Annotated in this window: 21 protein-coding genes; 6 read left to right on the plus strand and 15 right to left on the minus strand. The window is 64.2% G+C overall.

The genetic code is table 11. The features are described from left to right. Nucleotides 1–13: 13 nt before the first annotated feature. The 4 genes from EAV90_RS19605 to EAV90_RS19620 all read right to left on the minus strand — a co-directional run bounded on the left by EAV90_RS19605 (nt 14) and on the right by EAV90_RS19620 (nt 3475). Nucleotides 14–778: an amino acid ABC transporter ATP-binding protein gene (locus tag EAV90_RS19605; RefSeq protein ID WP_129144403.1), complete on the minus strand. Its 765-nt coding sequence runs from the start codon at nt 776–778 to the stop codon at nt 14–16. Beyond that, on the minus strand, nt 775–1632 hold the full coding sequence (locus EAV90_RS19610) for an amino acid ABC transporter permease (protein ID WP_162500446.1): 858 nt from the start codon (nt 1630–1632) through the stop codon (nt 775–777). The genes EAV90_RS19605 and EAV90_RS19610 overlap by 4 nt, the downstream gene beginning before the upstream one ends. Continuing rightward, the gene (locus EAV90_RS19615) at nt 1629–2456 is read right to left on the minus strand and encodes an ABC transporter substrate-binding protein (RefSeq protein WP_129144404.1); all 828 of its coding nucleotides are present in this window, start codon (nt 2454–2456) and stop codon (nt 1629–1631) included. Before EAV90_RS19615 ends, EAV90_RS19610 begins: the two co-directional genes overlap by 4 nt. A gap of 62 nt (nt 2457–2518) precedes the next feature. Further along, a complete protein-coding gene (locus tag EAV90_RS19620; protein WP_129144405.1) occupies nt 2519–3475 on the minus strand; it encodes an N-carbamoyl-D-amino-acid hydrolase in 957 nt (318 codons plus the stop codon). A gap of 151 nt (nt 3476–3626) precedes the next feature. On the opposite strand from EAV90_RS19620, the gene EAV90_RS19625 reads away from it, so the two are divergent. Both EAV90_RS19625 and EAV90_RS19630 read left to right on the plus strand, forming a co-directional pair. Beyond that, a complete protein-coding gene (locus tag EAV90_RS19625; protein WP_122405672.1) occupies nt 3627–4553 on the plus strand; it encodes a LysR family transcriptional regulator in 927 nt (308 codons plus the stop codon). Nucleotides 4554–4592: 39 nt separating this feature from the next. Beyond that, nucleotides 4593–5312: a type 1 glutamine amidotransferase gene (locus tag EAV90_RS19630; RefSeq protein ID WP_122405673.1), complete on the plus strand. Its 720-nt coding sequence runs from the start codon at nt 4593–4595 to the stop codon at nt 5310–5312. Nucleotides 5313–5433: 121 nt separating this feature from the next. Here the strand turns inward: EAV90_RS19630 and EAV90_RS19635 are convergent, their stop codons facing one another. The 8 genes from EAV90_RS19635 to EAV90_RS19675 form a co-directional block, all read right to left on the minus strand. After that, nucleotides 5434–5901 carry a nuclear transport factor 2 family protein gene (locus tag EAV90_RS19635; RefSeq protein WP_122405674.1) on the minus strand — a complete coding sequence of 156 codons (468 nt, stop codon included), beginning with the start codon at nt 5899–5901 and terminating at the stop codon, nt 5434–5436. Nucleotides 5902–5996: 95 nt separating this feature from the next. Continuing rightward, nucleotides 5997–6446, minus strand: a complete 450-nt coding sequence (gene ybgC, locus EAV90_RS19640; RefSeq protein ID WP_027577544.1) for a tol-pal system-associated acyl-CoA thioesterase — start codon at nt 6444–6446, stop codon at nt 5997–5999. 68 nt (nt 6447–6514) lie between these two features. Beyond that, nucleotides 6515–7435: a metallophosphoesterase gene (locus EAV90_RS19645; protein WP_129144406.1), complete on the minus strand. Its 921-nt coding sequence runs from the start codon at nt 7433–7435 to the stop codon at nt 6515–6517. Nucleotides 7436–7564: 129 nt separating this feature from the next. After that, the gene (ruvB, locus tag EAV90_RS19650) at nt 7565–8617 is read right to left on the minus strand and encodes a Holliday junction branch migration DNA helicase RuvB (RefSeq protein ID WP_129144407.1); all 1053 of its coding nucleotides are present in this window, start codon (nt 8615–8617) and stop codon (nt 7565–7567) included. After that, entirely contained in the window at nt 8614–9078 is a 465-nt protein-coding gene (locus tag EAV90_RS19655) for a hypothetical protein (RefSeq protein ID WP_129144408.1), read from the minus strand. Before EAV90_RS19655 ends, ruvB begins: the two co-directional genes overlap by 4 nt. Then, nucleotides 9075–9692 (minus strand): Holliday junction branch migration protein RuvA, encoded by a 618-nt coding sequence (gene ruvA, locus EAV90_RS19660; RefSeq protein ID WP_122405678.1) that lies wholly within the window; start codon nt 9690–9692, stop codon nt 9075–9077. The genes EAV90_RS19655 and ruvA overlap by 4 nt, the downstream gene beginning before the upstream one ends. Further along, nucleotides 9689–10216: a crossover junction endodeoxyribonuclease RuvC gene (ruvC, locus tag EAV90_RS19665; protein ID WP_122405679.1), complete on the minus strand. Its 528-nt coding sequence runs from the start codon at nt 10214–10216 to the stop codon at nt 9689–9691. Before ruvC ends, ruvA begins: the two co-directional genes overlap by 4 nt. A gap of 217 nt (nt 10217–10433) precedes the next feature. Then, complete coding sequence (locus tag EAV90_RS19675; RefSeq protein ID WP_122405681.1) at nt 10434–11180, minus strand: YebC/PmpR family DNA-binding transcriptional regulator; 747 nt, start codon at nt 11178–11180, stop codon at nt 10434–10436. Nucleotides 11181–11399: 219 nt separating this feature from the next. Here EAV90_RS19675 and EAV90_RS19680 point away from each other — a divergent pair, with 219 nt between their 5' ends. After that, nucleotides 11400–13148 (plus strand): methyl-accepting chemotaxis protein, encoded by a 1749-nt coding sequence (locus EAV90_RS19680; protein WP_164937017.1) that lies wholly within the window; start codon nt 11400–11402, stop codon nt 13146–13148. A gap of 169 nt (nt 13149–13317) precedes the next feature. On the opposite strand, the gene EAV90_RS19685 is transcribed toward EAV90_RS19680, so the two are convergent. The 3 genes from EAV90_RS19685 to EAV90_RS19695 form a co-directional block, all read right to left on the minus strand. After that, entirely contained in the window at nt 13318–13767 is a 450-nt protein-coding gene (locus tag EAV90_RS19685) for a DUF5131 family protein (protein ID WP_197711520.1), read from the minus strand. 25 nt (nt 13768–13792) lie between these two features. After that, complete coding sequence (locus EAV90_RS19690) at nt 13793–14554, minus strand: outer membrane protein (RefSeq protein WP_129144410.1); 762 nt, start codon at nt 14552–14554, stop codon at nt 13793–13795. A 759-nt stretch (nt 14555–15313) separates the two neighbouring features. Continuing rightward, on the minus strand, nt 15314–15841 hold the full coding sequence (locus EAV90_RS19695) for a Spy/CpxP family protein refolding chaperone (RefSeq protein WP_129144411.1): 528 nt from the start codon (nt 15839–15841) through the stop codon (nt 15314–15316). 513 nt (nt 15842–16354) lie between these two features. Here EAV90_RS19695 and EAV90_RS19700 point away from each other — a divergent pair. Genes EAV90_RS19700 through EAV90_RS19710 form a run of 3 tightly spaced genes read left to right on the plus strand, consistent with a single transcriptional unit; the run spans nt 16355 to nt 20336 of the window. After that, on the plus strand, nt 16355–16819 hold the full coding sequence (locus tag EAV90_RS19700; protein ID WP_174221612.1) for a (2Fe-2S)-binding protein: 465 nt from the start codon (nt 16355–16357) through the stop codon (nt 16817–16819). An 8-nt stretch (nt 16820–16827) separates the two neighbouring features. After that, a complete protein-coding gene (locus EAV90_RS19705) occupies nt 16828–18996 on the plus strand; it encodes a xanthine dehydrogenase family protein molybdopterin-binding subunit (protein ID WP_164937018.1) in 2169 nt (722 codons plus the stop codon). Beyond that, nucleotides 18993–20336 carry a c-type cytochrome gene (locus EAV90_RS19710; protein WP_122405687.1) on the plus strand — a complete coding sequence of 448 codons (1344 nt, stop codon included), beginning with the start codon at nt 18993–18995 and terminating at the stop codon, nt 20334–20336. The genes EAV90_RS19705 and EAV90_RS19710 overlap by 4 nt, the downstream gene beginning before the upstream one ends. The last annotated feature ends 33 nt before the right edge of the window (nt 20337–20369 follow it).

Genomic DNA, 20369 nt, shown 5'->3' on the forward strand with positions numbered 1-20369 from the left:
CACGCCCCCTATTTCAGATTACAGCCGACAGAAACGCCTTGGTGCGCTCCTCGCGCGGCGCACCCAACACGTCCGAGGCGCGGCCCTGCTCGACGATCGCGCCCTGGTCCATGTAGACGACGCGGTCCGCGACCTCGCGGGCGAAGCCGAGCTCGTGCGTCACCACCATCATGGTCATGCCGCTCTTCGCCAGCTCCTTCATCACCGCGAGCACCTCGCCGACGAGCTCGGGATCGAGCGCGCTGGTGGGTTCGTCGAACAGCATCAGCATCGGCTTCATGGCGAGCGCGCGCGCAATCGCCACGCGCTGCTGCTGGCCGCCGGAGAGCTGTGCCGGATACGAGTCCGCCTTGGCTGCCAGCCCGACGCGCCGGAGCAGTTCGAGTGCCTCGGCACGTACCTCATCGGCTTTGCGCCCCTGAACCTGGGTCGGACCTTCTGTGATGTTCTCCAGCGCGGTCTTGTGCGGAAACAGGTTGAAGCGCTGGAACACCATGCCGGTCTTCAGCCGCTGCCGCCCGATCTGTTGCTCGCTCAGTCGATGCAGCCGCCCGCCCTGCTCGCGCACGCCCAGAAGCTCGCCGTCGAGCCAGATGCCGCCGGCATCGATCGTGGTGAGCTGGTTGATGCAGCGGAGCAGCGTGGTCTTGCCCGATCCGGAGGCGCCGATCAGGCACATCACCTCGCCGGGCCAGACGTCGAGCGAAACGTTCTTGAGAGCCTGGAACTCTCCAAAGCTCTTGCTGACGGAGCGGATCGCGACGAGGGGCTTTGTCATCGCGCCGGCCGCAATGTGCCGCGCGCAAAGCGGCGTTCGAGCAGCATCTGCAACGGGGTCAGGATCGAGACCACAAGCAGGTACCACAGCCCGGCGACGATCAGGAGCTCGATGACGCGGGAGTTGGCGTAGTAGATGTTCTCGGCGTTGTGCAGCAGCTCCGGATATTGGATGACGCTCGCCAGCGAGGTCGCCTTCACCATGCCGATGAACTCGTTGCCGAGCGGCGGGATCACCACGCGCATCGCCTGCGGCAGCACGATCCGGCGCAGCGCGCGCAGCCGTCCCATGCCGATCGCCTGCGCCGCTTCGTACTGACCGACATCAACCGACAGCATGCCGGCGCGCATCACCTCGGAGGTGTAGGCGCCCTGGTTGATGCCGAGCCCGAGCAACGCGGCGAGAAACGGCGTCATGACGTCGACGGCCCGCGCGGACCACAGACCAGGAATTCCGATCGTCGGAAATACCAGCGCCAGGTTGAACCACAGCAGCAATTGCAGGATCAGCGGCGTGCCGCGGAACAGCCAGGTGTAGCCGGCAGCCACCGACTTCAGCACCGGATTGGGCGACAGCCGCATGATCGCGACGACGATCCCGAGAAAAATGCCGAGCATCATCGCCAGCACGGCCATCACCATGGTGTTGACGATGCCTTCGAGGATGACCTTCACGGTCAGGAAGCGGCCGACATAAGACCATTCGATCTGACCGTTCGCAAACGCGCGCGCGATCGCCGCGAGCACGAGGACGATCAGGGCCGCGCTGAGCCAGCGGAACCAGTGCGGCTCGCGCGCGATCCGCATGCCCGACAGATCGGGGAAACCCTCTGCGAGTGCCGGCGCCGGCTTCATTGCGGCGCCGCGTTCAGCATGGGCTGGGCCACCGCATTGGCCCCGAGGCCCCATTTGTCGAGAATGGCCTTGTAGGAGCCGTCGGCGATCATCGCCGCGAGCTTCTCCGTCGCCACCTCGCGCAAGGCGGCATCGTCCTTGCGGAACATGATGCCCTGGTAGCCTTTTGCAAACGCCTCGCCGACGATGCGGTATTTGCCGGGCTCCTGGGATTGCGCATAGGGCAGCGTCTCGCTGCCCTGCACGGCGGCGTCGATGCGGCCCTGTTTGAGCTGGTTGCGGACGTCGATCGAGTTCTCGCCGGGGACGTACTGGATCGCCGGCTTGCCGGCCGGCTCGCAATTCTGCTTGCTCCACTTCTCGATCTCGACCGGGAAGCTGGTGCTGCGGGTGGTGCCGACCTTCTTGCCGCACAGATCGGTCGCATCCTTGACCGGACTGTCCGCCATCACGAAGAACTGCGGGCCGGTCGCGAGGTAGTCGACGAAATCGGCGGTCTCGCGCCGCGAGGCGCGATCGGAGATGCCGGAGATGATGAAATCGGCGCGCTTGGTCTGAAGCGAAGGAATCAGCTCGGCGAACGGCGTCTCACTCCAGACGATCTTGAGGCCGCCGAGCCGCTTGGCGAGCTCATTGGCGAGATCGATGTCGAGCCCGACCAGCTCGCCCGTCGCGGGATCGCGATATTCCATCGGCGCATAGGTGGAGTTGACCGTGAGCTTCAACGCGCCCGCCTGCTTGATCTCCGCCGGCAGCTCGGCGGCTCGTGCAGAGGTCACCGCAGCCAGCGTGGCAACAGCGAGAGAAAATGAGAGGCGTGTCATGTCAGCTCCTTTGCCCATGTCAGCTCCGTTGCCAGCGCCGTTGCCAGCGCCGTGCCACTTGCTCAGTCGGCATCGAGAACGGCCGGCTCGATCACGCCAGCGCGTTCGGTGATCACCCTGTATTGCTCGGGCCGCCGGTGGGCGGCGAAGTTGAACATCTTGTCCTTGCCCTGACGGCAGAGATCGAGATCGATGTCGGCGACGATAACCTCGTCGGCCAGCGTCTGCGCCTGCGCGACGATGCGCCCATTGGGATCGACGATGCAGGAGCCGCCGATCAGGCCGGAGCCATCCTCCTCGCCCGCTTTCGCCACCGAGATCGCCCAGGTCGCGTTCATGTAGGCATTGGCTTGCGTCACCAGCGTCGAATGGAAGGTGCGCAAGGCTCCGTCTTCCGTCGTACCGCCATTGGGATCGTAGGCCGCCGAATTGTAACCGATGCAGACGAGCTCGACGCCTTGCAGGCCGAGCACGCGCCAGGATTCCGGCCAGCGTCGATCGTTGCAGATCATCATGCCCATGATGGCGTGGGCCCACGCCGACCCGGCACGGAAGGCGGGGAAGCCGAGGTCGCCATATTCAAAATAGCGCTTCTCGAGCTGCTGGTAGCGCGCGCCCTCGCGAGGCTCGACCGAGCCCGGCAAATGCACCTTGCGATAGCGGCCGAGAATCTCGCCGTCGCGATCGACCAGGATAGAGCAATTGTAGCGCCGACCGTCCGGCGTCAGCTCGGCATAGCCGACATAGAAGCCGACGCGGAGCATACGTGCGCGGTCGAACAGCTTTGCCACCGCCGCGTTCGGCATGCTGCGCTCGAAATACCGGTCGAGCGCCTCGCCTTCGAGCAGCCAGCGCGGAAAGAAGGTCGTGAAGGCAAGCTCCGGAAACACCACGAGGCTGGCGCCACGGCCGGCGGCCTCCTCCAGAAGCGCGAGCATTCGCGCCAGCGTGTGCTCGCGAGGATCTGCTTTTTGCGTCGGCCCCATTTGGGCTGCGGCGGCGCGAAGGACACGAACCAAGATTGCCTCCAATCTATGCGCAGTGCTGCCTCAATGGGCGAGTGAACCCTTTGATGCGATGCGCAAATCCGCTGCCATTACGAGTGAGCGGGGCTGCAAAATCAATTCGCTCTGCTATGATCTTTTGGCCCTGAGTATAACCGGCAGTGATATGAACCTGCGTCAGCTCGAGATTCTCCGTGCCGTCATCCGCCACCGCACCACGGTTGCGGCGGCGGACGAACTGGCGCTGTCGCAGCCCGCGGTCAGCAATGCGCTGAAAACGATGGAAGCGCAGGCGGGCTTCGCGCTGTTCGAGCGCGTCAACAACCGGCTGTTTCCGACCGCGGAAGCGATGGCGCTCTACAAGGAGAGCGAGGCGATCTTCGCGCTGCACGCCAAGCTCGAAAACCGTGTGCGCGATCTGCGGGAGAACCGCTCCGGGCATCTCGCCATCGTCGCGACGCCGCCGCTCGCCTACAGCATCATTCCCTCGGCACTGTCAGGGTTCCTGCGCCGCCGCCCGGAGACGCGCATGTTCTTCGACGTGCGCCGCTACGAGGGCATCATCGAGGGCGTGCTCAGCCGTGTCGCCGAACTCGGCTTCGCGCTCGGGCTGACGCATCATCCCGGCATCGCGCACGAGGTGGTCCACACCGGCGAGATGGTCTGCGTGCTGCCGCCGCAGCACCCGCTCGCCGACAGGCCGGTGATCTCGGCTGCGGACCTCTCCGGCCTGCCCTTCATCGGCCTCGAGCGCGGCACGCGGCTGGGCGAAGCCGTGCGCGACAGCTTTGCCCGCGCCGGCGCGCCGTTCCAGCCGAGCGTGGAGGTGCGCTATTGCAACACGGCCTGCGTGCTCGCGGCCGCGGGCGTCGGCGCTGCGGTGGTCGATCCCTTTTCGCCGCGGCAGAACGGCGGCAGCGGCCTCGTCGTCCGTCCGTTCACTCCGACGACGCAGGCGGTCGCCTATATGCTATGGTCGGAAGCCGAACCGCTGTCGCGTCTGGCGAAGGCCTTTCTCAACGAGGTCCGCAAGGAGAGCGCACTGCTGGAGCGCACAGCGCCTCACCAGCAACATGGGACAGAAAGCAACTGAGCTTGCGATCACACGCGCAACGTTTCAGCCTGGGGGCATATGGCACGCATCACGATCATCGAGACCGGGCAGGTACCGCCGAAATATCGCGAGCACCACGGTTCGTTTCCGGACATGTTCGAACGCATGATCCGTGCCGAGGATTCGACGGCGACGGTCGAGGTCGTCAGCATTCCGAACGGCGATGCGCTTCCCGATCCGAGCAAGCTCGAGGCCGTCTTGATCACCGGCGCTGCGGCCGGCGTCTATGACGGGCTCGACTGGATCGCGCCGCTGGAAGATTTCGTGCGCACGGCTTACGCCAACAAGACACCGATGGTCGGCGTCTGCTTCGGCCATCAGCTGATCGCGCAGGCGCTGGGCGGCACCGTGCGCAAATCCGAGAAGGGCTGGGGCATCGGGCGGCACGTCTATCAGGTGCTGCCGGAAAACGGCGTCATCGATGGCGAAGCGGTCGCGATCGCCGCCTCACATCAGGATCAGGTGATCGAGCCGCCAAACGACGCGCTGACGATCCTCTCGTCCGACTTCACCCCGCATGCTGGCCTGCTCTATGCCAACGGCACGACGCTGACAGTGCAGCCGCATCCGGAATTCGATGTAGCGTTCGCGGAAGTTTGCTGCGAACTGCGCGAAGGGAAAGCGCCGGATGATGTCGTCGCGACGGCGCGGGCGTCGCTGGCGGAGCCGATGGACAGCGCGAAGCTCGGTGGGGCGATTACGAGGTTTCTGGCACGCAAACCGATCTCCTCAGCCTGAGGAGCGCGCTCTCGCGCGCGTCTCGAAGGATGGAGGCCCCTGCTGCACCAGCGGGGCCTGCATGGTTCGAGACGCCGCTTCGCGGCTCCTCACCGTGAGGATTGAGAGTTGCCTGCGCGGCTCAGAACGGATCCGTCCCCAGCCCCGGCACATCGGCCGGCCGCGGTCCCGGCGCCGCCCAGTGAAACCGGCGATCCTTCTCTGCAATCACGATGTCGTTGATCGAAGCCTCGCGCCGCTTCATCAGGCCGTGCTCGTCGAACTCCCACTGCTCGTTGCCGTAGGAGCGATACCACTGGCCGCTTGCATCGTGCCATTCGTACTGGAAGCGCACCGCGATGCGGTTGCCGTCGAAGGCCCAGAGATCCTTGATCAGGCGGTAGTCCTGCTCCTTCTCCCATTTGCGGGTGAGAAAGGCGACGATGGCTTCGCGGCCCTGAAAAACTTCCGAACGATTGCGCCAGCGGCTGTCCTCGGTATAGGCGAGCGACACGCGCACGGGATCGCGTGAATTCCAGGCGTCCTCGGCCATGCGGGCCTTTTGCGCGGCGGTCTCGCGGGTGAAGGGTGGAAGCGGCGGGCGCGACATGATGGCCTCATCGGTTGATCGGGGGCCGAGAATTTATCGCCGCGTTTGGCGGAGTCGATAGGCCATCACAAATCAGGCGATCACTTATCGGGCGATCAGGAAATCAAATCGGCTTTCATCAGCGTCCGGATCGACTTCGGGATCGGCTGGGCGCGGCCACCGCTGATGAAGGCGACGCGGACCTCGGCTTTCACCAACACGTCGTTGCCGCGTCGCACCTCCTGCGCCAGCATGATGGAGGCGCCCTTCACCGCGATCGGCCAGGTCACGACATCGAGCACGTCGTCCATCCGCGCGGGCTTCAAAAAGTCCAGATGCATCGAGCGCACCACGAAGGCGAAACCGGCGCCTTCCGTCTCGGTCTGCTCGAACAGCGCCTGCTGCTCGGCGCCCATCAGCCTGAGGTGATTGGTGCGTCCGCGCTCCATGTAGCGCAGATAATTGGCGTGATAGACGATGCCGGAAAAATCCGTGTCCTCGTAGTAGACACGGACTTGCATGTGGTGGCGGCCGTCGCGGATCTCGCCGTCGAGATGGGCAGTCACGTCGCGAGCCTCTTCGCTTGTCGCTGTCGGCCCCGTTTTGCGCAAAAACCGAGGTCCGCGCAAGCGTGTCAGGACACGACCGGCACAGTCCGCCCCAGCGTCACCTCGACGATCTCCGGCGGCACGCCGACACGAACGGGCATGATGCTGCAACCGAGGCCGCCGGAGATGATGACGTCGCATTTCAGCCTGAGATGACCATAGGCAAGCCGGATGCCCTGCTGCTTTGGAACGGCCGGCGACCAGCCGAGCAGGCGAACCTGACCGCCATGGGTGTGGCCGGACAGTTGCAGCGCGACGCGCGCGGGCACGCGCGGCGCGATGTTGGGCTCATGCGCGAGCAGGATGATGGGCGCATCGTCCGTGACCTTGGCGAGCGTCGCATTGAGATCGTCGGCACCGAAGCGCACCATGCTCCGGAAACGTCGCGCCGGCAGGAAGGCGAGCTGATCGCCGAGGCCGGCGAGCCAGAACGAGCGGCCGTCCTTGGTGAGGCGCACGACATCGTTCTCGTAGACGGGGATGCCGGCCGCCTCCAGTGCACGATGCGCGACGGTCGCCCCCTGCCCGGCCCGCTGCACCGTCCCGTCGTCCCAATAATCGTGGTTGCCCATGACGGCATGGACGCCGAGCGGCGCCTTGAGGCCCGCCAGCACCCTCGCCCATTCGCTCGACGGAATGATGCGCGTGACCTGATGCAGGCCGGCCACGTAGTCGCCGAGCAGCACGATGAGGTCGGGCTTCAGCGCGTTGGTGCGATCGACGATGGCCGCGATCCGGTCCAGCGGCATCCAGGGATCGCAGGCATGGATGTCGGCGACGACGGCGATCTTCAGCGGAAGATCCGCCGGCCACTGCCGCGGCGTCGGATGATAGCGGGTGACGCGGAGCCGCAGCATCGGCTCGACACCGACGCCATAGGCCGCGGTCGAGACGCCGAGGGCGGACAGGCCGCCGATGGAACGGATGAGATGACGGCGCGTGATCATGGAAGCTCGATGGTGATGCGGCGTCTTGATGATATCTGATTGGAGCGGAATTGGGGTGCGTTCGTGCAGATCGTCTGCACGAGATTACCGGAAGTTCATCAAAGCCGGAACGGCGGACGCTTCAGCAGGTCACTCGTCGCCGTCATCCGTGCCGAACAGGCCGAACTGCGCCGCCGCATCGCGCGAGGGTTCGGCGAGGCCGAGATGGCGGAAGGCGTGCGAGGTCAGCAGCCGGCCGCGCGGCGTGCGCTGCAGATAGCCGCACTGGATCAGATAGGGCTCGATGATGTCCTCGATGGCATCGCGCGGCTCCGACAAGGCCGCGGCCATGGTCTCGACGCCGACGGGGCCGCCGCCATAGTTGAGAGCGATGGTCGAGAGATAGCGCCGATCCATGGCGTCGAGCCCTGCGGCATCGACCTCGAGCGCGCTGAGCGCGTGATCGGCGATCTTGCGATCGATCTTATCGGCATCGGCCGCGGAGGCGAAATCGCGCACGCGACGCAGCAGGCGGCCGGCGATGCGCGGCGTGCCGCGGGCGCGGCGCGCGATCTCGTTGGCGCCGTCCGCGCTCATGCCGACATTGAGCACACGCGCGCCGCGGCTGACGATGCTCTCGAGTTCTTCAATGGTGTAGAAATTGAGCCGGATCGGAATGCCGAAGCGGTCGCGCAAGGGATTGGTGAGAAGGCCTGCGCGCGTGGTGGCACCGACCAGCGTGAACTTCGACAGCTCGATCTTCACCGAGCGCGCCGCCGGGCCCTCGCCGATGATGAGGTCGAGCTGAAAGTCCTCCATCGCGGGATAGAGCACCTCTTCCACCGCGGGGCTGAGGCGATGGATCTCGTCGATGAAGAGCACGTCGCGCTCTTCGAGATTGGTCAGGAGCGCCGCGAGGTCGCCGGCCTTGGCGATGACAGGACCCGACGTGGCGCGAAAGCCGACGCCGAGCTCCTTCGCCACGATCTGCGCCAGCGTGGTCTTGCCGAGGCCGGGGGGACCGACGAACAGCACGTGATCCAGCGCCTCGCCGCGCTTGCGCGCCGCTTCGATGAAGATCGAGAGATTCTTGCGCGCCTGCTGCTGGCCGACGAAATCGGACAGCGATTGCGGGCGCAGCGCGGTGTCGCCGACATCGTCGCTGCGGCGTTCGGGCGAGACCATGCGGGGGGGAGTGGTCATGCGGAAGTCCTGCACAGTCGCTTGTCGATAAGAAGGGCAGCTTGAGCACCTGCAAAGAAGATCAAACTTACCACAAGCAAAACAAATGCCTCAGCCGGTTCACTCAGTGTTCTTCCAACAGAGCCAATCACCAGCGCCGAAAGCAAGCTTGCAACGAGAACGTTCCACCAGACAACGGAGCCTCGGATTTGCAGGAAGATTGCAACCATCAAGGCCACAACGGCCGCGGGCAAGAACAAGCCTTTCACGGCAAACCAGCTGAATCCGATCAGGTCGCGCGAGACCGAAAAGCATCGAATGACACGACTAAGAAAACAACCTGATGCCGAAAACGCCAGCATTGCAAGATACCCGGCAAAAAGTGTTCCGCAGAAGACGACGACGAACATACGGCCGAGGCGCCGCAAATGCTGGCGTGCCGCACCTTGACCCCACTCGGAGAGGCGCCGGCCGTTGTTCACTTGGCCAGTTCCTTCAAACCCAATCGAATGAGCTGCGCCGTCTCGGCGCCCTCACCTGCGCTGCGCGAGGCCGATGCAATCGCGGCGGCGGCTTGCGGCTGGCCGTAGCCGAGATTGACCAGCGCGGAGATCGCATCCGCCACCGGGCGCGGCGCGCGCTGATCGTCGACGGCACCAGCGAGATGCACCACGGCCGGATCGACATTGGCGAAGGCCGGTGCCTTGTCCTTCAATTCGGTGACGATGCGCTCGGCGACCTTGGGGCCGACGCCGGGCGTGCGCGCCACCGCAGCCTTGTCGCGCAGTGCGATGGCGTTGGCGAGATCGGCAGGCGACAGCGTGCCGAGCACCGCGAGCGCGACCTTGGCACCGACGCCCTGAACGGTCTGGAGCAGGCGAAACCATTCGCGCTCCTGGTCGGTGCGGAAGCCGAACAACTTGATCTGGTCCTCGCGGACATAGGTCTCGATCGACAGCACGGCGGCCTCACCCGACGACGGCAGATGCTGCAGCGTCCGCGACGAGCAGTGCACCTGATAGCCGACGCCGCCGACGTCGAGGATGACGAAGTCCTCGCCGTAGGAATCGATCAGGCCCTTGAGCTTGCCGATCATATCCCCACCACCTTCAGCCGGAGCGCGGTGCTCTGGCGGTGATGGGCGTGGGTGATGGCGATGGCGAGCGCGTCGGCCGCGTCGGCGGACGGCGGCTCGGCTTTCGGCAGCAAGATCTTCAGCATCATCGCGATCTGTTGCTTGTCGGCGTGGCCGGCGCCGACCACCGTCTTCTTGACCTGGTTCGGCGCGTATTCGGCGACAGAGATGCCGAACATTGCGGGCGCCAGCATGGCGACGCCGCGGGCCTGACCGAGCTTCAGCGTCGCAACGCCGTCCTTGTTCACGAAGGTCTGCTCGACCGCGGCTTCCATCGGCTGGTGATCGGATAGAACGGCCGCCAGCCCTTCATGGATCGCGAGCAGCCGACCCGACAGCGGCAGATTGTCCGGCGGTTCCACCGAGCCGCAGGCGACGTAGATCAGGCGATTGCCCTCGGCCTCGATCACGCCCCAGCCGGTGCGGCGCAGGCCGGGGTCGATGCCGATGATGCGAACGGGGCCACGAATCGGGAGCTCGGTCATGGGCCAGTGATAGCGGCTGGCCGGACCGAGGGAAACAGAAACAGAACGGAAGTAAACAGGGGAAGTGGGGCAGGAGCTGCCACCACAGGGCATGCCGTCATACCCCGCGAAAGCGGGGTATCCAGTACGCCGCGGCTTGTCCGGATCTCGCAGGTGTCTCCGGAATACTGGGTCGCCCGGTCAAGCCAGGCGAGACAGTGGAATTCGGAGCTGGCTATCAGCCACCCATCTTCGCCATCAGCGCGTCCGACACCTCGAAATTGGCGTAGACGTTCTGGACGTCGTCGTGCTCGTTGAGCAGGTCCATCAGCTTGAGCAGCTTCTCGCCGGTTTCGTCGTCGACCGTAACAGTGTTCTGCGGCTTCCAGATCAGCGCGGCCTTGCGCGGCTCGCCGAACTTGGCTTCCAGCGCCTTGGCGACGTCGCGATAGTTTTCAGTCGAGGCGTAGATCTCGTGGCCGCCCTCGCCGGAAACCACGTCATCTGCGCCGGCCTCGATCGCGGCGTCCAGCACCGCGTCGTCGGAGGCGACGCTGCGGTCGTATTCGATGATGCCGGTGCGGTCGAACATGAAGGACACCGAGCCGGTCTCGCCGAGATTGCCGCCGGACTTGGTGAAGAAGGAGCGGATGTCGGAGGCGGCGCGGTTGCGGTTGTCTGTGAGCGCCTCGACGATGACGGCGACGCCGCCGGGGCCGTAACCCTCGTAGCGGATCTCGTCATAGTTCTCGCCCTCGCTGCCGATCGCCTTCTTGATGGCACGCTCGATATTGTCCTTCGGCATGTTCTCCTGGCGCGCCGCGATCACGGCGGCACGCAGGCGCGGGTTCATGGCGGGGTCGGGCGTACCCAATTTGGCGGCGACGGTGATTTCCCGCGCCAGCTTGCCGAAGATCTTCGACTTCTGGGCATCCTGCCGCCCCTTGCGGTGCATGATGTTCTTGAATTGGGAATGTCCGGCCATGCGTGGTCTCTTAAGGAATCGTCAGCCAAGGGTGAGCGTGGGAAGCGCGGCCTTATAGGCTGCCAACCCACCGGAATCAAAGGGCTCTGGTTGTCTCAAGGTAGCACTGTAGAGGTAGCCGCCGTAATGGTTCGTGCCTAAAGATCGGGCATCGTTAACCCTGATTTCATTCCGGCCTGCAAAAATAGCCTCCGCCCGTTCCCCGACAAGAGAGACGTGATGGCGTTCGGACTATTTCGGAGGCGTCTGCCTGACATCGCTGCGCCCGTGGCAGCTCCGCAGGCCGCGCAGCCGGTGGCCCATTCCGAGCCCGCCCCGGCCAGCGAGGGCGATTCCGCCAGGGAAATCCTGGAACTGCTGGAACTCGAGCTCGGCGCCATGATTCGCCAGCTCGAGCGCGCCGCCAATTCCGTGGCCGGCGGCGCCGAGGCGACCGCCGCGACGCTCGCCGCCATTCGCGCCCGCACCGACGCCCTTACCGGCCGCACCAATGCGGCGCAGTCGACCGCCTCCACCTTCGCCCATGCCGCCGACAAGTTCACCCAGTCCGCGCAGGGCATCGGCGCGCAGGTCCGCGAAGCCGGCATCCTCGCCGACGAGGCCAGCGCCGCGGCGCAGGAAGCCCGCGCCAACGTCGATCGCTTGCGCGAATCCTCCGCCGCCATCGGCAATGTCGTCAATCTGATCGCGCAGATCGCGCGGCAGACCACGCTGCTCGCGCTCAACTCGACGATCGAGGCCGCGCGCGCCGGCGACGCCGGCAGGGGTTTTGCGGTCGTCGCCACCGAGGTCAAGGCGCTCGCAGTGCAGACGCAAGGCGCCACGGAAGAGATCACCCGGAAGATCGACGCGCTGCAGCGCGACGCCGCCGGCTCTGCGGATGCCGTGCATCGCATTTCGCAGGCGATCGAGGCGATCCGCCCGGTGTTCGACACCGTCAACGGCGCGGTCGCCGAGCAGACTGCCACCACGAGCGAAGTCTCCGGCAACGCCGCCAGCGCCTCGGAGTTCATCATCTCGGTCGGCGAGAGCGCGGCCGAGATCGATGCCGCGACCAAGGCAGCCGAGACCCATGGCGAGAGCGTCGCCAGTGCCGGCAAGGCCGTCACCACATTTGCTCGGAAGCTGAAATCGCGCTGCGCCGTGCTGCTGCGTCAGAGCGAGCACGACCACCGCCGCAAGAGCGAGCGGCTGCCCTGTCACCTCAAGTTCGAGACCACGCGTGGCGTGATGCCGGTCTATGAGATCGCGATGGAAGGCGTACTCATCGGCGGCCCGGACGCAGGCGGGCTTGCACCGCAAGCGATGATCGAAGGCAGCCTCGAAGACATCGGCGCCTGCCGCCTGCGCGTGGTCGCACAATCCAGCGCCGGCGCCCGCGCGCAATTCGTCGGTCCCAACGCCTCGCTCAACGAGAAGATCGAGGATAAGCTCTGGTCGATCCATGAGGAGAATACGGAGTTCGTCACCCGTGCCATGGAGGCGGGCAATGCGCTGACGAAAATATTCGAGCAGGCGGTTGCGCGCGGCGAGGTCAAGATGGAGGACCTCTTCGACACCGACTATGTGGAGATCGCCGGCACCAATCCGCAGCAATACCGCACGAAATATCTCGACTGGGCCGACCGCGCGCTGCCGCCGTTTCAGGACGCCTTCCTCGCCAAGGACCCGCGCATGGCGTTCTGCGCCATGGTCGACCGCAACGGCTTCCTGCCGGTGCACAACAAGATCTATTCGCATCCGCAGCGGCCGGGCGACATCGCCTGGAACACCGCCAACAGCCGCAACCGGCGCATCTTCAACGATCCGGCGGGGTTGGCTGCGGCGCACAACCAGCGCTCGTACCTGGTCCAGAGCTACGCCCGCGACATGGGCAACGGGAGCACGGTCATGATGCGCGAGATCGACGTGCCGATCCGCGTCAAGGGACGGCACTGGGGCGGATTCCGCACGGCTTACAAGCTGTAGTGCCCGCTCTCCTGCACCGGTCTACTTCAACACAGTTGCTCCTGGGCAGGCACTGGGGCGCCTTCCGGATGGGTTTCCGGCAGGGCTGACGGGCGCTCCTGCGGCCCATGAATCAAAAACCTGAAAAACAACCCCATGCACAGTAGCCGGGGTGTGCGAAATCAATGGCTTATGCAGGCAAGCCGTGGCGCGCTTTGACTTGTCGGGCAAAACAGGGGCATAATGCTATTATTCCGAAGTTGCCACCTCGGGCGTCTCGATAGTGTCCCAAGCGGCATCTCATCGAAGGTGCGCCCCCGATACTGCCCTGCCAGTACGGTTCTTGCGAACGCCGCCCCATTGTTTGAAAAAAATGCCGCGCCGCTTCGCGACACGCGCTCTCGATCTCACGGACCCACTCCTCCGCCATTGGTCGGGAACGTGGTCCACTTTCACCTCGAACGATTGCCCATTGGATGCCCGTCACAAATCTCGGCGATATCGCTGGTCTCGAATGCGGCGTTGATGCGTTCCGCAATCGCTTGGCGGTTCGTTCGAGATGATCTGATAGATCGCTTCGCAATCTTTTCGGACATCCGCATGCAACAAAAAGGCCGGGCAAACCTGCCCGGCCCATCATGCTGGAAAAAGCGTCGAGAAGAGGGTCAGTATTTGGCCGCGACCGGAGGATAGCCGTAGCCGCCGAAGCGGTAGTTAAACCGCACAGTGACCATATCCACGTCCTGGCTAATCCGATCGTTGAGTACGGCCGCAAGGCGCGGATCGGCGACGGAGAAGGAGTTATTGGCGTGTCCCATCCACAGATGGTCGTATTCAAGACCGACCGACCAGTTCGGTGCGAAACCATACTCCCAGCCGACACCCAGGGCGCCGCCCCAGCGCGTGTTATCTGCCGAGACCAGCCCGATCCCGGTGGTGTTGTCGAAGATTGTAAAGCGGTTTCTGGTCACGGCCGCGCCGCCCTTCACGTAGAACAGTGAGGCGTTCCATGCCCAACCGAGTTGGCCCGTGAAGAGGCCGATGGCATCGGTCTTCACCGTGGTTGAAAGCGTCGGGTTGAACAGGCTGACACGGGTGTTGCTGAGGTCGGCCCAATCGCCCTGTGCCTCCAATCCGAACACAAACTGATTGGTCTGCCAGCGATATCCGATCTGCCCGCCGACAACCCCTCCGGAACGGTCACGGCAACCGCTTGCGACTGTTCCTGCGAGCGTGACGAAATCCACGCAATTGTGGCTTTGGCCCCACCCGCCGTTGGCGCCGATGTAGAAACCGGTCCAATCATAGATCGGCGCGACCGGGGGCGGCGCCTTGACGTAAGGTTTAGCAGCCAGATCAGCCGCCGACGCGGGCGCGGCCATGCCCACGGCCAGCAAGGCCACGGTGCTCAGCAAAAACTTCTTCATTGTCATTGCTCCATCCCGTCGTTTCGGTCTGAAACGACCGCGAGTTACTTGTTGCGGCATTCCGACCTGAACGTAGCTGATTTGATGAGCATGCGATGTATCGGGGCGGCAACACTCGAAGTTTCGATTTTGGCCAGCGCGCGGTTTACGGGAGGTACGATTATGCGCCTTCCAGTTGTGGCAGAAGTGCTGACCAATCGGATACACTGAGCCCTTCTGTTTTCAGTATGATTGTTGGCAAACGCAGAGACCGACAGGCTTGTTGTCGGCACTCAAGATGAGCGAGCCTAAAGCGCGATGGGATCAGGATGAATCACCATCGCGCTTCAGGTTATTGTTTGAGCATGATCTTTTCGGAAAACCGCTGCACGCTTTTCCGGATCATGCTTTAGGGCCTTCGGTGCCCAGATTTGGCTCGCACCGGCACTGTTGTCGAAGTCGGCCTTCGCACAACAGGCATTACAGTGCTGTTCGATGGCGCCACAAGACCAACTGTCCTGCACCGAAATCATATAGCTCCTTTCTCGGAGTAGACTTCCGGTCTGCGCTCCACTTCGGACATGTCCCTGCTGCGCCCAAACGGTCGCGATGGGCACAGATCCGGAGTTCCGAAACGGCTTTGCCATGGGCTGGCGAACGCTTCGGCTTCGCCAAACCCTGGGGATGTCGGCCTTGCACAAAAGCAGACATCGCCGCTGCTGCCGTATAATGGGCGGAGCACACGCGGCTATTTAAGCCTGAGCATCGAACTACTTTGCTTCAGTCCTCGTTCTCCTGAAACTGCGCACGGCGCCGATCTACGACGTTGCTCATATCGTGGATTACAAAGATCGCGAGCGCCGCCATGCGCCGCCTCTGTTCTTGGCTAAGCGTACCGTAGAGTGGCTGCCACGCCTCGGCGAGCTTATCCAAATCGGCTGAACGTTGAGCCAATGCTTGCGAGCGTTGTTGCAAAAAGGCGATGGGGTCACGATTGCGCATGAGTTCGACACGGCTATCGTTGGCCGCTCTACCCACTGTTTCCTGGATTTTTGCAATACGGGCTCTCCGATCCTCCGCATTGGCACGAATGGCGCTCTCTACGGGCGGCCAAAGCTTTTCCTGGTCAGGTGTCAACTGCAACGCGGCCTTCACCAGATCAACCCTCATATCCGTAAGTGTATTCTGGTCGGTTGCATTTAACCGTTCCGGTATCGCAGGAGAGGAGGTTTGCGAGGATTGTGCGTTGGCAATCGAGGAGGCAGCAAGGAAGAGCGCGGTTGTTCCGATCACTACTGTCTTCAACATGGCAATCTCCCAGGTAGGTTACGCCCCCAGGCTCCGTCGCAGAAATGATCACGCACTGCGAGGTCGCTTTGAGCTATATCAAAGGATCGAGCAGGTTTGACGGCGACCGCCGCTGTTCAGCGAGCGCAACCGTCCAACTTCCAGCTCTTTGCTTTCAACTTGCTGGAAGTGCCTCAAGGGGGCCCAAGGGGAGAGGGCACAGCAATGGGCCGCCCGACTTTCCCAATCGCACGATTTTCGTCATCGCATGATTTTGCGCATTCGCACGACGATCTGCGGCGTTAGACCACGCAAAGCGACGAAAATGCATCGAAATATGACGTTTATCATATCAAATAGCCTGGAATAGGCGCAGCGGTCGCCGCACAAATTCGTGAATGTCATGGTCTGCCGCTTCGACCGCCCAAATATGCATTGCTGCGAATTTGGAAGCTTCATCGCGTCGCATCGATATGATTAGGGTCACGCGCAAATCGCCGACGCCGTAAGCGCTCGTCGAGCAAGGGGATGCACATGGCAACAACACTCTCTATCAACGGCGAAACGAAATCGTTCGACGCGCCACCCGACATGCCGCTGCTGTGGGTGCTGCGCGACATCCTCGGCATGACCGGCACCAAGTTCGGCTGCGGCATCGCGCAATGCGGCGCCTGCACGGTGCATATCGACGGCAAGGCGGTGCGCTCCTGCGTGTTGCCGGTGAGCGCGGTCGAGAACCGCAATGTGACCACCATCGAGCATGTCGGCAGCACGCCGGCGGGCGCGAAGGTGCAGAAGGCCTGGCTCGAGGCCGAAGTGATCCAGTGCGGTTACTGCCAGTCAGGCCAGATCATGGCGGCCGCGGCGCTGCTGGCGGCAACGCCGAATCCTGACGATTCCGATATCGACGCCGCGATGGCCGGCAACATCTGCCGCTGCGGCACCTATGTGCGCATCCGCGAGGCCATCAAGCAGGCCGCCAACGGCCGCCAGTCCTGAGGTTCGCCATGAATGCACGCAACAGCCTCTCCCGCCGCTCGCTGCTGACCGGCGGTCTCGCGGGCGGCTTCCTGCTCGCCTTCCATCTGCCGCTGCGCGCCGCAATCAACGAGCCGGTGCAGCCGCTCGACAACACCCAGGGAAAGTTCGCGCCCAACGCGTTCATCCGCATCGACGAGACCGGCCGCACGGTGCTGATCATGCCGCAGGTCGAGATGGGCCAGGGCACGTACACGTCGATCTCCGCGGTACTCGCCGAGGAGCTGGATGCCGACTGGAGCAAGGTCGAGGTGCAGCACGCCCCGCCGAATGACAAGCTCTACGGCAATCCCACCTTCGGCCTGCAAGTCACCGGCAACTCCAACTCGATCCGCGCCTGGTGGCTGCCGCTGCGCAAGGCCGGCGCGACCGCGCGCGCGATGCTGGTGCAGGCCGCAGCCGCCCAATGGGGCGTCGAGCCTGCAAGCTGCAGCGCGTCGAAGGGCGAGGTCGCGCATGACGCGAGCGGCCGCAAGCTCGGCTATGGCGAACTGGCGCTTGCCGCGCAGGCCCAGACGCCTCCGAAAGATGTCGCAATCAAGGATCCCAAGGACTTCGTCCTCATCGGTCAGCCGTTGAAGCGGCTCGATACGCCGGACAAGGTCAACGGCAAGGCGCTCTACGGCATCGACGCGATCCTCCCCGGCATGAAGATCGCCGCGATCGCCAATTGCCCGGTATTTGGTGGCAAGGTCGGCAAGGTCGACGACAGCGCCGCGACGAAAGTCGCCGGCGTGCGCAAGGTCGTCGTACTCGATGACGCAGTCGCCGTGATCGGCGATCACATGTGGGCGGCAAAGAAAGGTCTCGAAGCGCTCAAGATCGAGTGGAACGAGGGGTCGAACGCTGAGATCTCCACCAAGGACATCTGGGACGATCTGCGCAAGGCCAGCCAGAAAGACGGCGCGATCGCCAGATCCGACGGCGACATCGCCAAGGCGCTGGCGAGCGGCGACAAGTTCGAAGCGGCTTACGAGCTGCCGTTCCTGGCGCATGCCTCGATGGAGCCGATCAACGCCACGGTGCACGTGAAGCCCGACTCCTGCGAGATCTGGACCGGCACGCAGATCATGACGCGCGTGCAGTCGGAGGCGGCGAAGGCCGCGGGGCTGCCGGTCGACAAGGTCATCGTCAACAACCATCTGCTCGGCGGCGGCTTCGGCCGCAAGCTCGAGCCGGACATGGTTGTCGCGGCGGTCAAGATCGCAAAACAGGTCGACTACCCCGTGAAGGTGGTGTGGACCCGCGAGGAGGACATCCAGCACGACGTCTACCGCCCGGTCTATCGCGATCAGATCACGGCGTCGCTGGTCGACGGCAAGGTCTCGGGGTGGAAGTACAAGGTCGCCGGCTCCGCCGTGCTGGCGCGCTGGCTGCCGCCGGCGTTCCAGAAGGGAATCGATATCGATGCAGTCGACGCTGCCGTCGATGCGCCCTACGACTTCGCCAACTTCCACGTCGAATATGTCCGTGCCGAACCGCTGTCGGTGCCGACAGGCTTCTGGCGCGGCGTCGGCCCGAACAACAATGTGTTCGCGGTCGAATGCGCGATGGACGAGCTCGCGCGCAAGGCGGGCAAGGACCCCATTGAATTCCGCAAGTCCATGCTGACGAAAAACCCGCGCATGCTGGCGGTGCTCGACCAGGTCGCGGAGAAATCCGGCTGGGGCCAACCGCTGCCTCCGCGCGTCGGCCGCGGCGTCTGCGTGCAGCCCTCATTCGCAAGCTTCATCGCGACGGTGGTCGAGGCCGAGATCGACGACATCGGCGAGATCACGCTCCGCCGCGTTACCTCGGTGGTCGACACCGGTATCGCGGTCAACCCCGATACGGTGAAGGCGCAGATCGAGGGTGGCTTGATCTTCGGCCTCACCGCCGCACTCTATGGCGAGATCACCATCGACAAGGGCCGCGTGCAGCAGTCGAACTTCCACGACTACCGCATGATGCGCATCAACGAGACGCCGAAGATCGAGGTGATCGTCGTCAAGAGCGGCGAGGCGCCGGGCGGCATCGGCGAGGCCGGCGTCAATGCCGGACCACCGGCGTTGCGCAACGCGATTTATGCGGCAACCGGTGTGGCGCTGCGGCGCCTGCCAATCGATCGGAAACTGCTGGCTGCGGGGAAGAAGGCATGAGCGGCAAGATGCGTATCCTCACGAGCCTGCTCGTGATCGCCATCGTCGCGGTGGCGCTCGGCGTCTGGATCATCCGCGGGCCCGGCCCGCTCGACTTTGCAGGCGGCACCAAGGTGGCGCTGGCGGACTACCGCGCCGGCAAGCCGACGGGCGTGCCGGCCAAGCTGGAGAAGGCAAGCCTGGCCGAACGCGGTGAGTATCTCGCAAAGGCGGCCGACTGCATGGTCTGCCACACCAAGCCTGGCGAGAAGGAGTATTCCGGCGGGCTCGCCTTCAAGCTGCCGTTCGGCACGCTCTATTCGACCAACATCACCCCGGACAAGGACACCGGCATCGGCAATTACAGCGATCAGGATTTCCTGAACGCGGTCCAGCACGGCAAGCGCCGTGACGGCGCGCGGCTCTATCCGGCGATGCCGTACACGTCCTACACCTTCATGACCGACGAGGACGTGCTGGCGGTGAAGGCCTATCTGTTCAGCCTGCCGGCGGTGCGCGCCAAGGCGCCCGAGAACACGCTGTCCTTCCCGTTCAACCAGCGCTGGGCGATGATTGTCTGGTCGGCGGTGTTCAATCCGGATACGCGCTTTGCGCCTGATACCTCGAAGAGCCCGGAGTGGAATCGTGGTGCGTATCTCGTCGAGGCGCTGGCGCATTGCGGCGAATGCCACACCCCGCGCAATCTCGGCTTCGCGCTCGACAACCGCAAGAAGTTCGCCGGCGCCATCACGGCGGGCTGGCGCGCCTTCAACATTTCTTCCGACAAGGCGACCGGTCTCGGCAACTGGAGCGATCAGGATCTGATCTCGTATCTGTCGCTCGGCCATGCACCTAGCCACGGCTCGGCCTCGGGTCCGATGGGTGAAGCGGTCGACCACAGTTTCAGCCGGTTCGCACCCGAAGACATCAGCAGCATCGTTGCCTACTTGCGCAGCGTGCCGCCGCAGCCCTCGCCCGACCTGCCGGCCACCACGGCGCCCGTCGCCCCCGCCTCGCACCGCGACGGCGTCACCGCGGACGCGCGCGGCAAGAAGGTGTTCGCCAGCGCCTGCGCCAGCTGCCACGGCTGGAGCGGCGAGAGCCCTGTCTCGCCGATGGCGACGCTGACCGGCACCTGGGCCGTCAACGACCCCGCCGCCACCAACGTCGCGCAGATCGTGATCTCGGGCACCAAGCGGCATACGCCTGATGGTGCACTGTCGATGCCCGCGTTCGGCAATGCGTATACCGACGACGAGATCGCGGCGGTGGCGAACTACGTCACGGCGCGGTTCGGTGCGAAGGGCTCGAAGCTGACGGCGAAGGACGTGGCGGAGTTGCGGGGTCAGACGGCGGAGTAGCGCGCCGCTCTTACCCTCCCCTGGAGGGTGGCA

The organism is Bradyrhizobium vignae, from assembly GCF_004114425.1.
Lineage (GTDB): Bacteria > Pseudomonadota > Alphaproteobacteria > Rhizobiales > Xanthobacteraceae > Bradyrhizobium > Bradyrhizobium vignae.

What these genes read in the sequence shown, in the direction of transcription:
- EAV90_RS19605 (WP_129144403.1), bottom strand. Translation starts at nt 778, where the DNA reads ATGACAAAGCCCCTCGTCGCGATCCGCTCCGTCAGCAAGAGCTTTGGA.
- EAV90_RS19610 (WP_162500446.1), bottom strand. Translation starts at nt 1,632, where the DNA reads ATGAAGCCGGCGCCGGCACTCGCAGAGGGTTTCCCCGATCTGTCGGGC.
- EAV90_RS19615 (WP_129144404.1), bottom strand. Translation starts at nt 2,456, where the DNA reads ATGACACGCCTCTCATTTTCTCTCGCTGTTGCCACGCTGGCTGCGGTG.
- EAV90_RS19625 (WP_122405672.1), top strand. Translation starts at nt 3,627, where the DNA reads ATGAACCTGCGTCAGCTCGAGATTCTCCGTGCCGTCATCCGCCACCGC.
- EAV90_RS19630 (WP_122405673.1), top strand. Translation starts at nt 4,593, where the DNA reads ATGGCACGCATCACGATCATCGAGACCGGGCAGGTACCGCCGAAATAT.
- EAV90_RS19635 (WP_122405674.1), bottom strand. Translation starts at nt 5,901, where the DNA reads ATGTCGCGCCCGCCGCTTCCACCCTTCACCCGCGAGACCGCCGCGCAA.
- EAV90_RS19645 (WP_129144406.1), bottom strand. Translation starts at nt 7,435, where the DNA reads ATGATCACGCGCCGTCATCTCATCCGTTCCATCGGCGGCCTGTCCGCC.
- ruvB (WP_129144407.1), bottom strand. Translation starts at nt 8,617, where the DNA reads ATGACCACTCCCCCCCGCATGGTCTCGCCCGAACGCCGCAGCGACGAT.
- ruvA (WP_122405678.1), bottom strand. Translation starts at nt 9,692, where the DNA reads ATGATCGGCAAGCTCAAGGGCCTGATCGATTCCTACGGCGAGGACTTC.
- ruvC (WP_122405679.1), bottom strand. Translation starts at nt 10,216, where the DNA reads ATGACCGAGCTCCCGATTCGTGGCCCCGTTCGCATCATCGGCATCGAC.
- EAV90_RS19675 (WP_122405681.1), bottom strand. Translation starts at nt 11,180, where the DNA reads ATGGCCGGACATTCCCAATTCAAGAACATCATGCACCGCAAGGGGCGG.
- EAV90_RS19680 (WP_164937017.1), top strand. Translation starts at nt 11,400, where the DNA reads ATGGCGTTCGGACTATTTCGGAGGCGTCTGCCTGACATCGCTGCGCCC.
- EAV90_RS19685 (WP_197711520.1), bottom strand. Translation starts at nt 13,767, where the DNA reads ATGATGGGCCGGGCAGGTTTGCCCGGCCTTTTTGTTGCATGCGGATGT.
- EAV90_RS19690 (WP_129144410.1), bottom strand. Translation starts at nt 14,554, where the DNA reads ATGAAGAAGTTTTTGCTGAGCACCGTGGCCTTGCTGGCCGTGGGCATG.
- EAV90_RS19695 (WP_129144411.1), bottom strand. Translation starts at nt 15,841, where the DNA reads ATGTTGAAGACAGTAGTGATCGGAACAACCGCGCTCTTCCTTGCTGCC.
- EAV90_RS19700 (WP_174221612.1), top strand. Translation starts at nt 16,355, where the DNA reads ATGGCAACAACACTCTCTATCAACGGCGAAACGAAATCGTTCGACGCG.
- EAV90_RS19705 (WP_164937018.1), top strand. Translation starts at nt 16,828, where the DNA reads ATGAATGCACGCAACAGCCTCTCCCGCCGCTCGCTGCTGACCGGCGGT.
- EAV90_RS19710 (WP_122405687.1), top strand. Translation starts at nt 18,993, where the DNA reads ATGAGCGGCAAGATGCGTATCCTCACGAGCCTGCTCGTGATCGCCATC.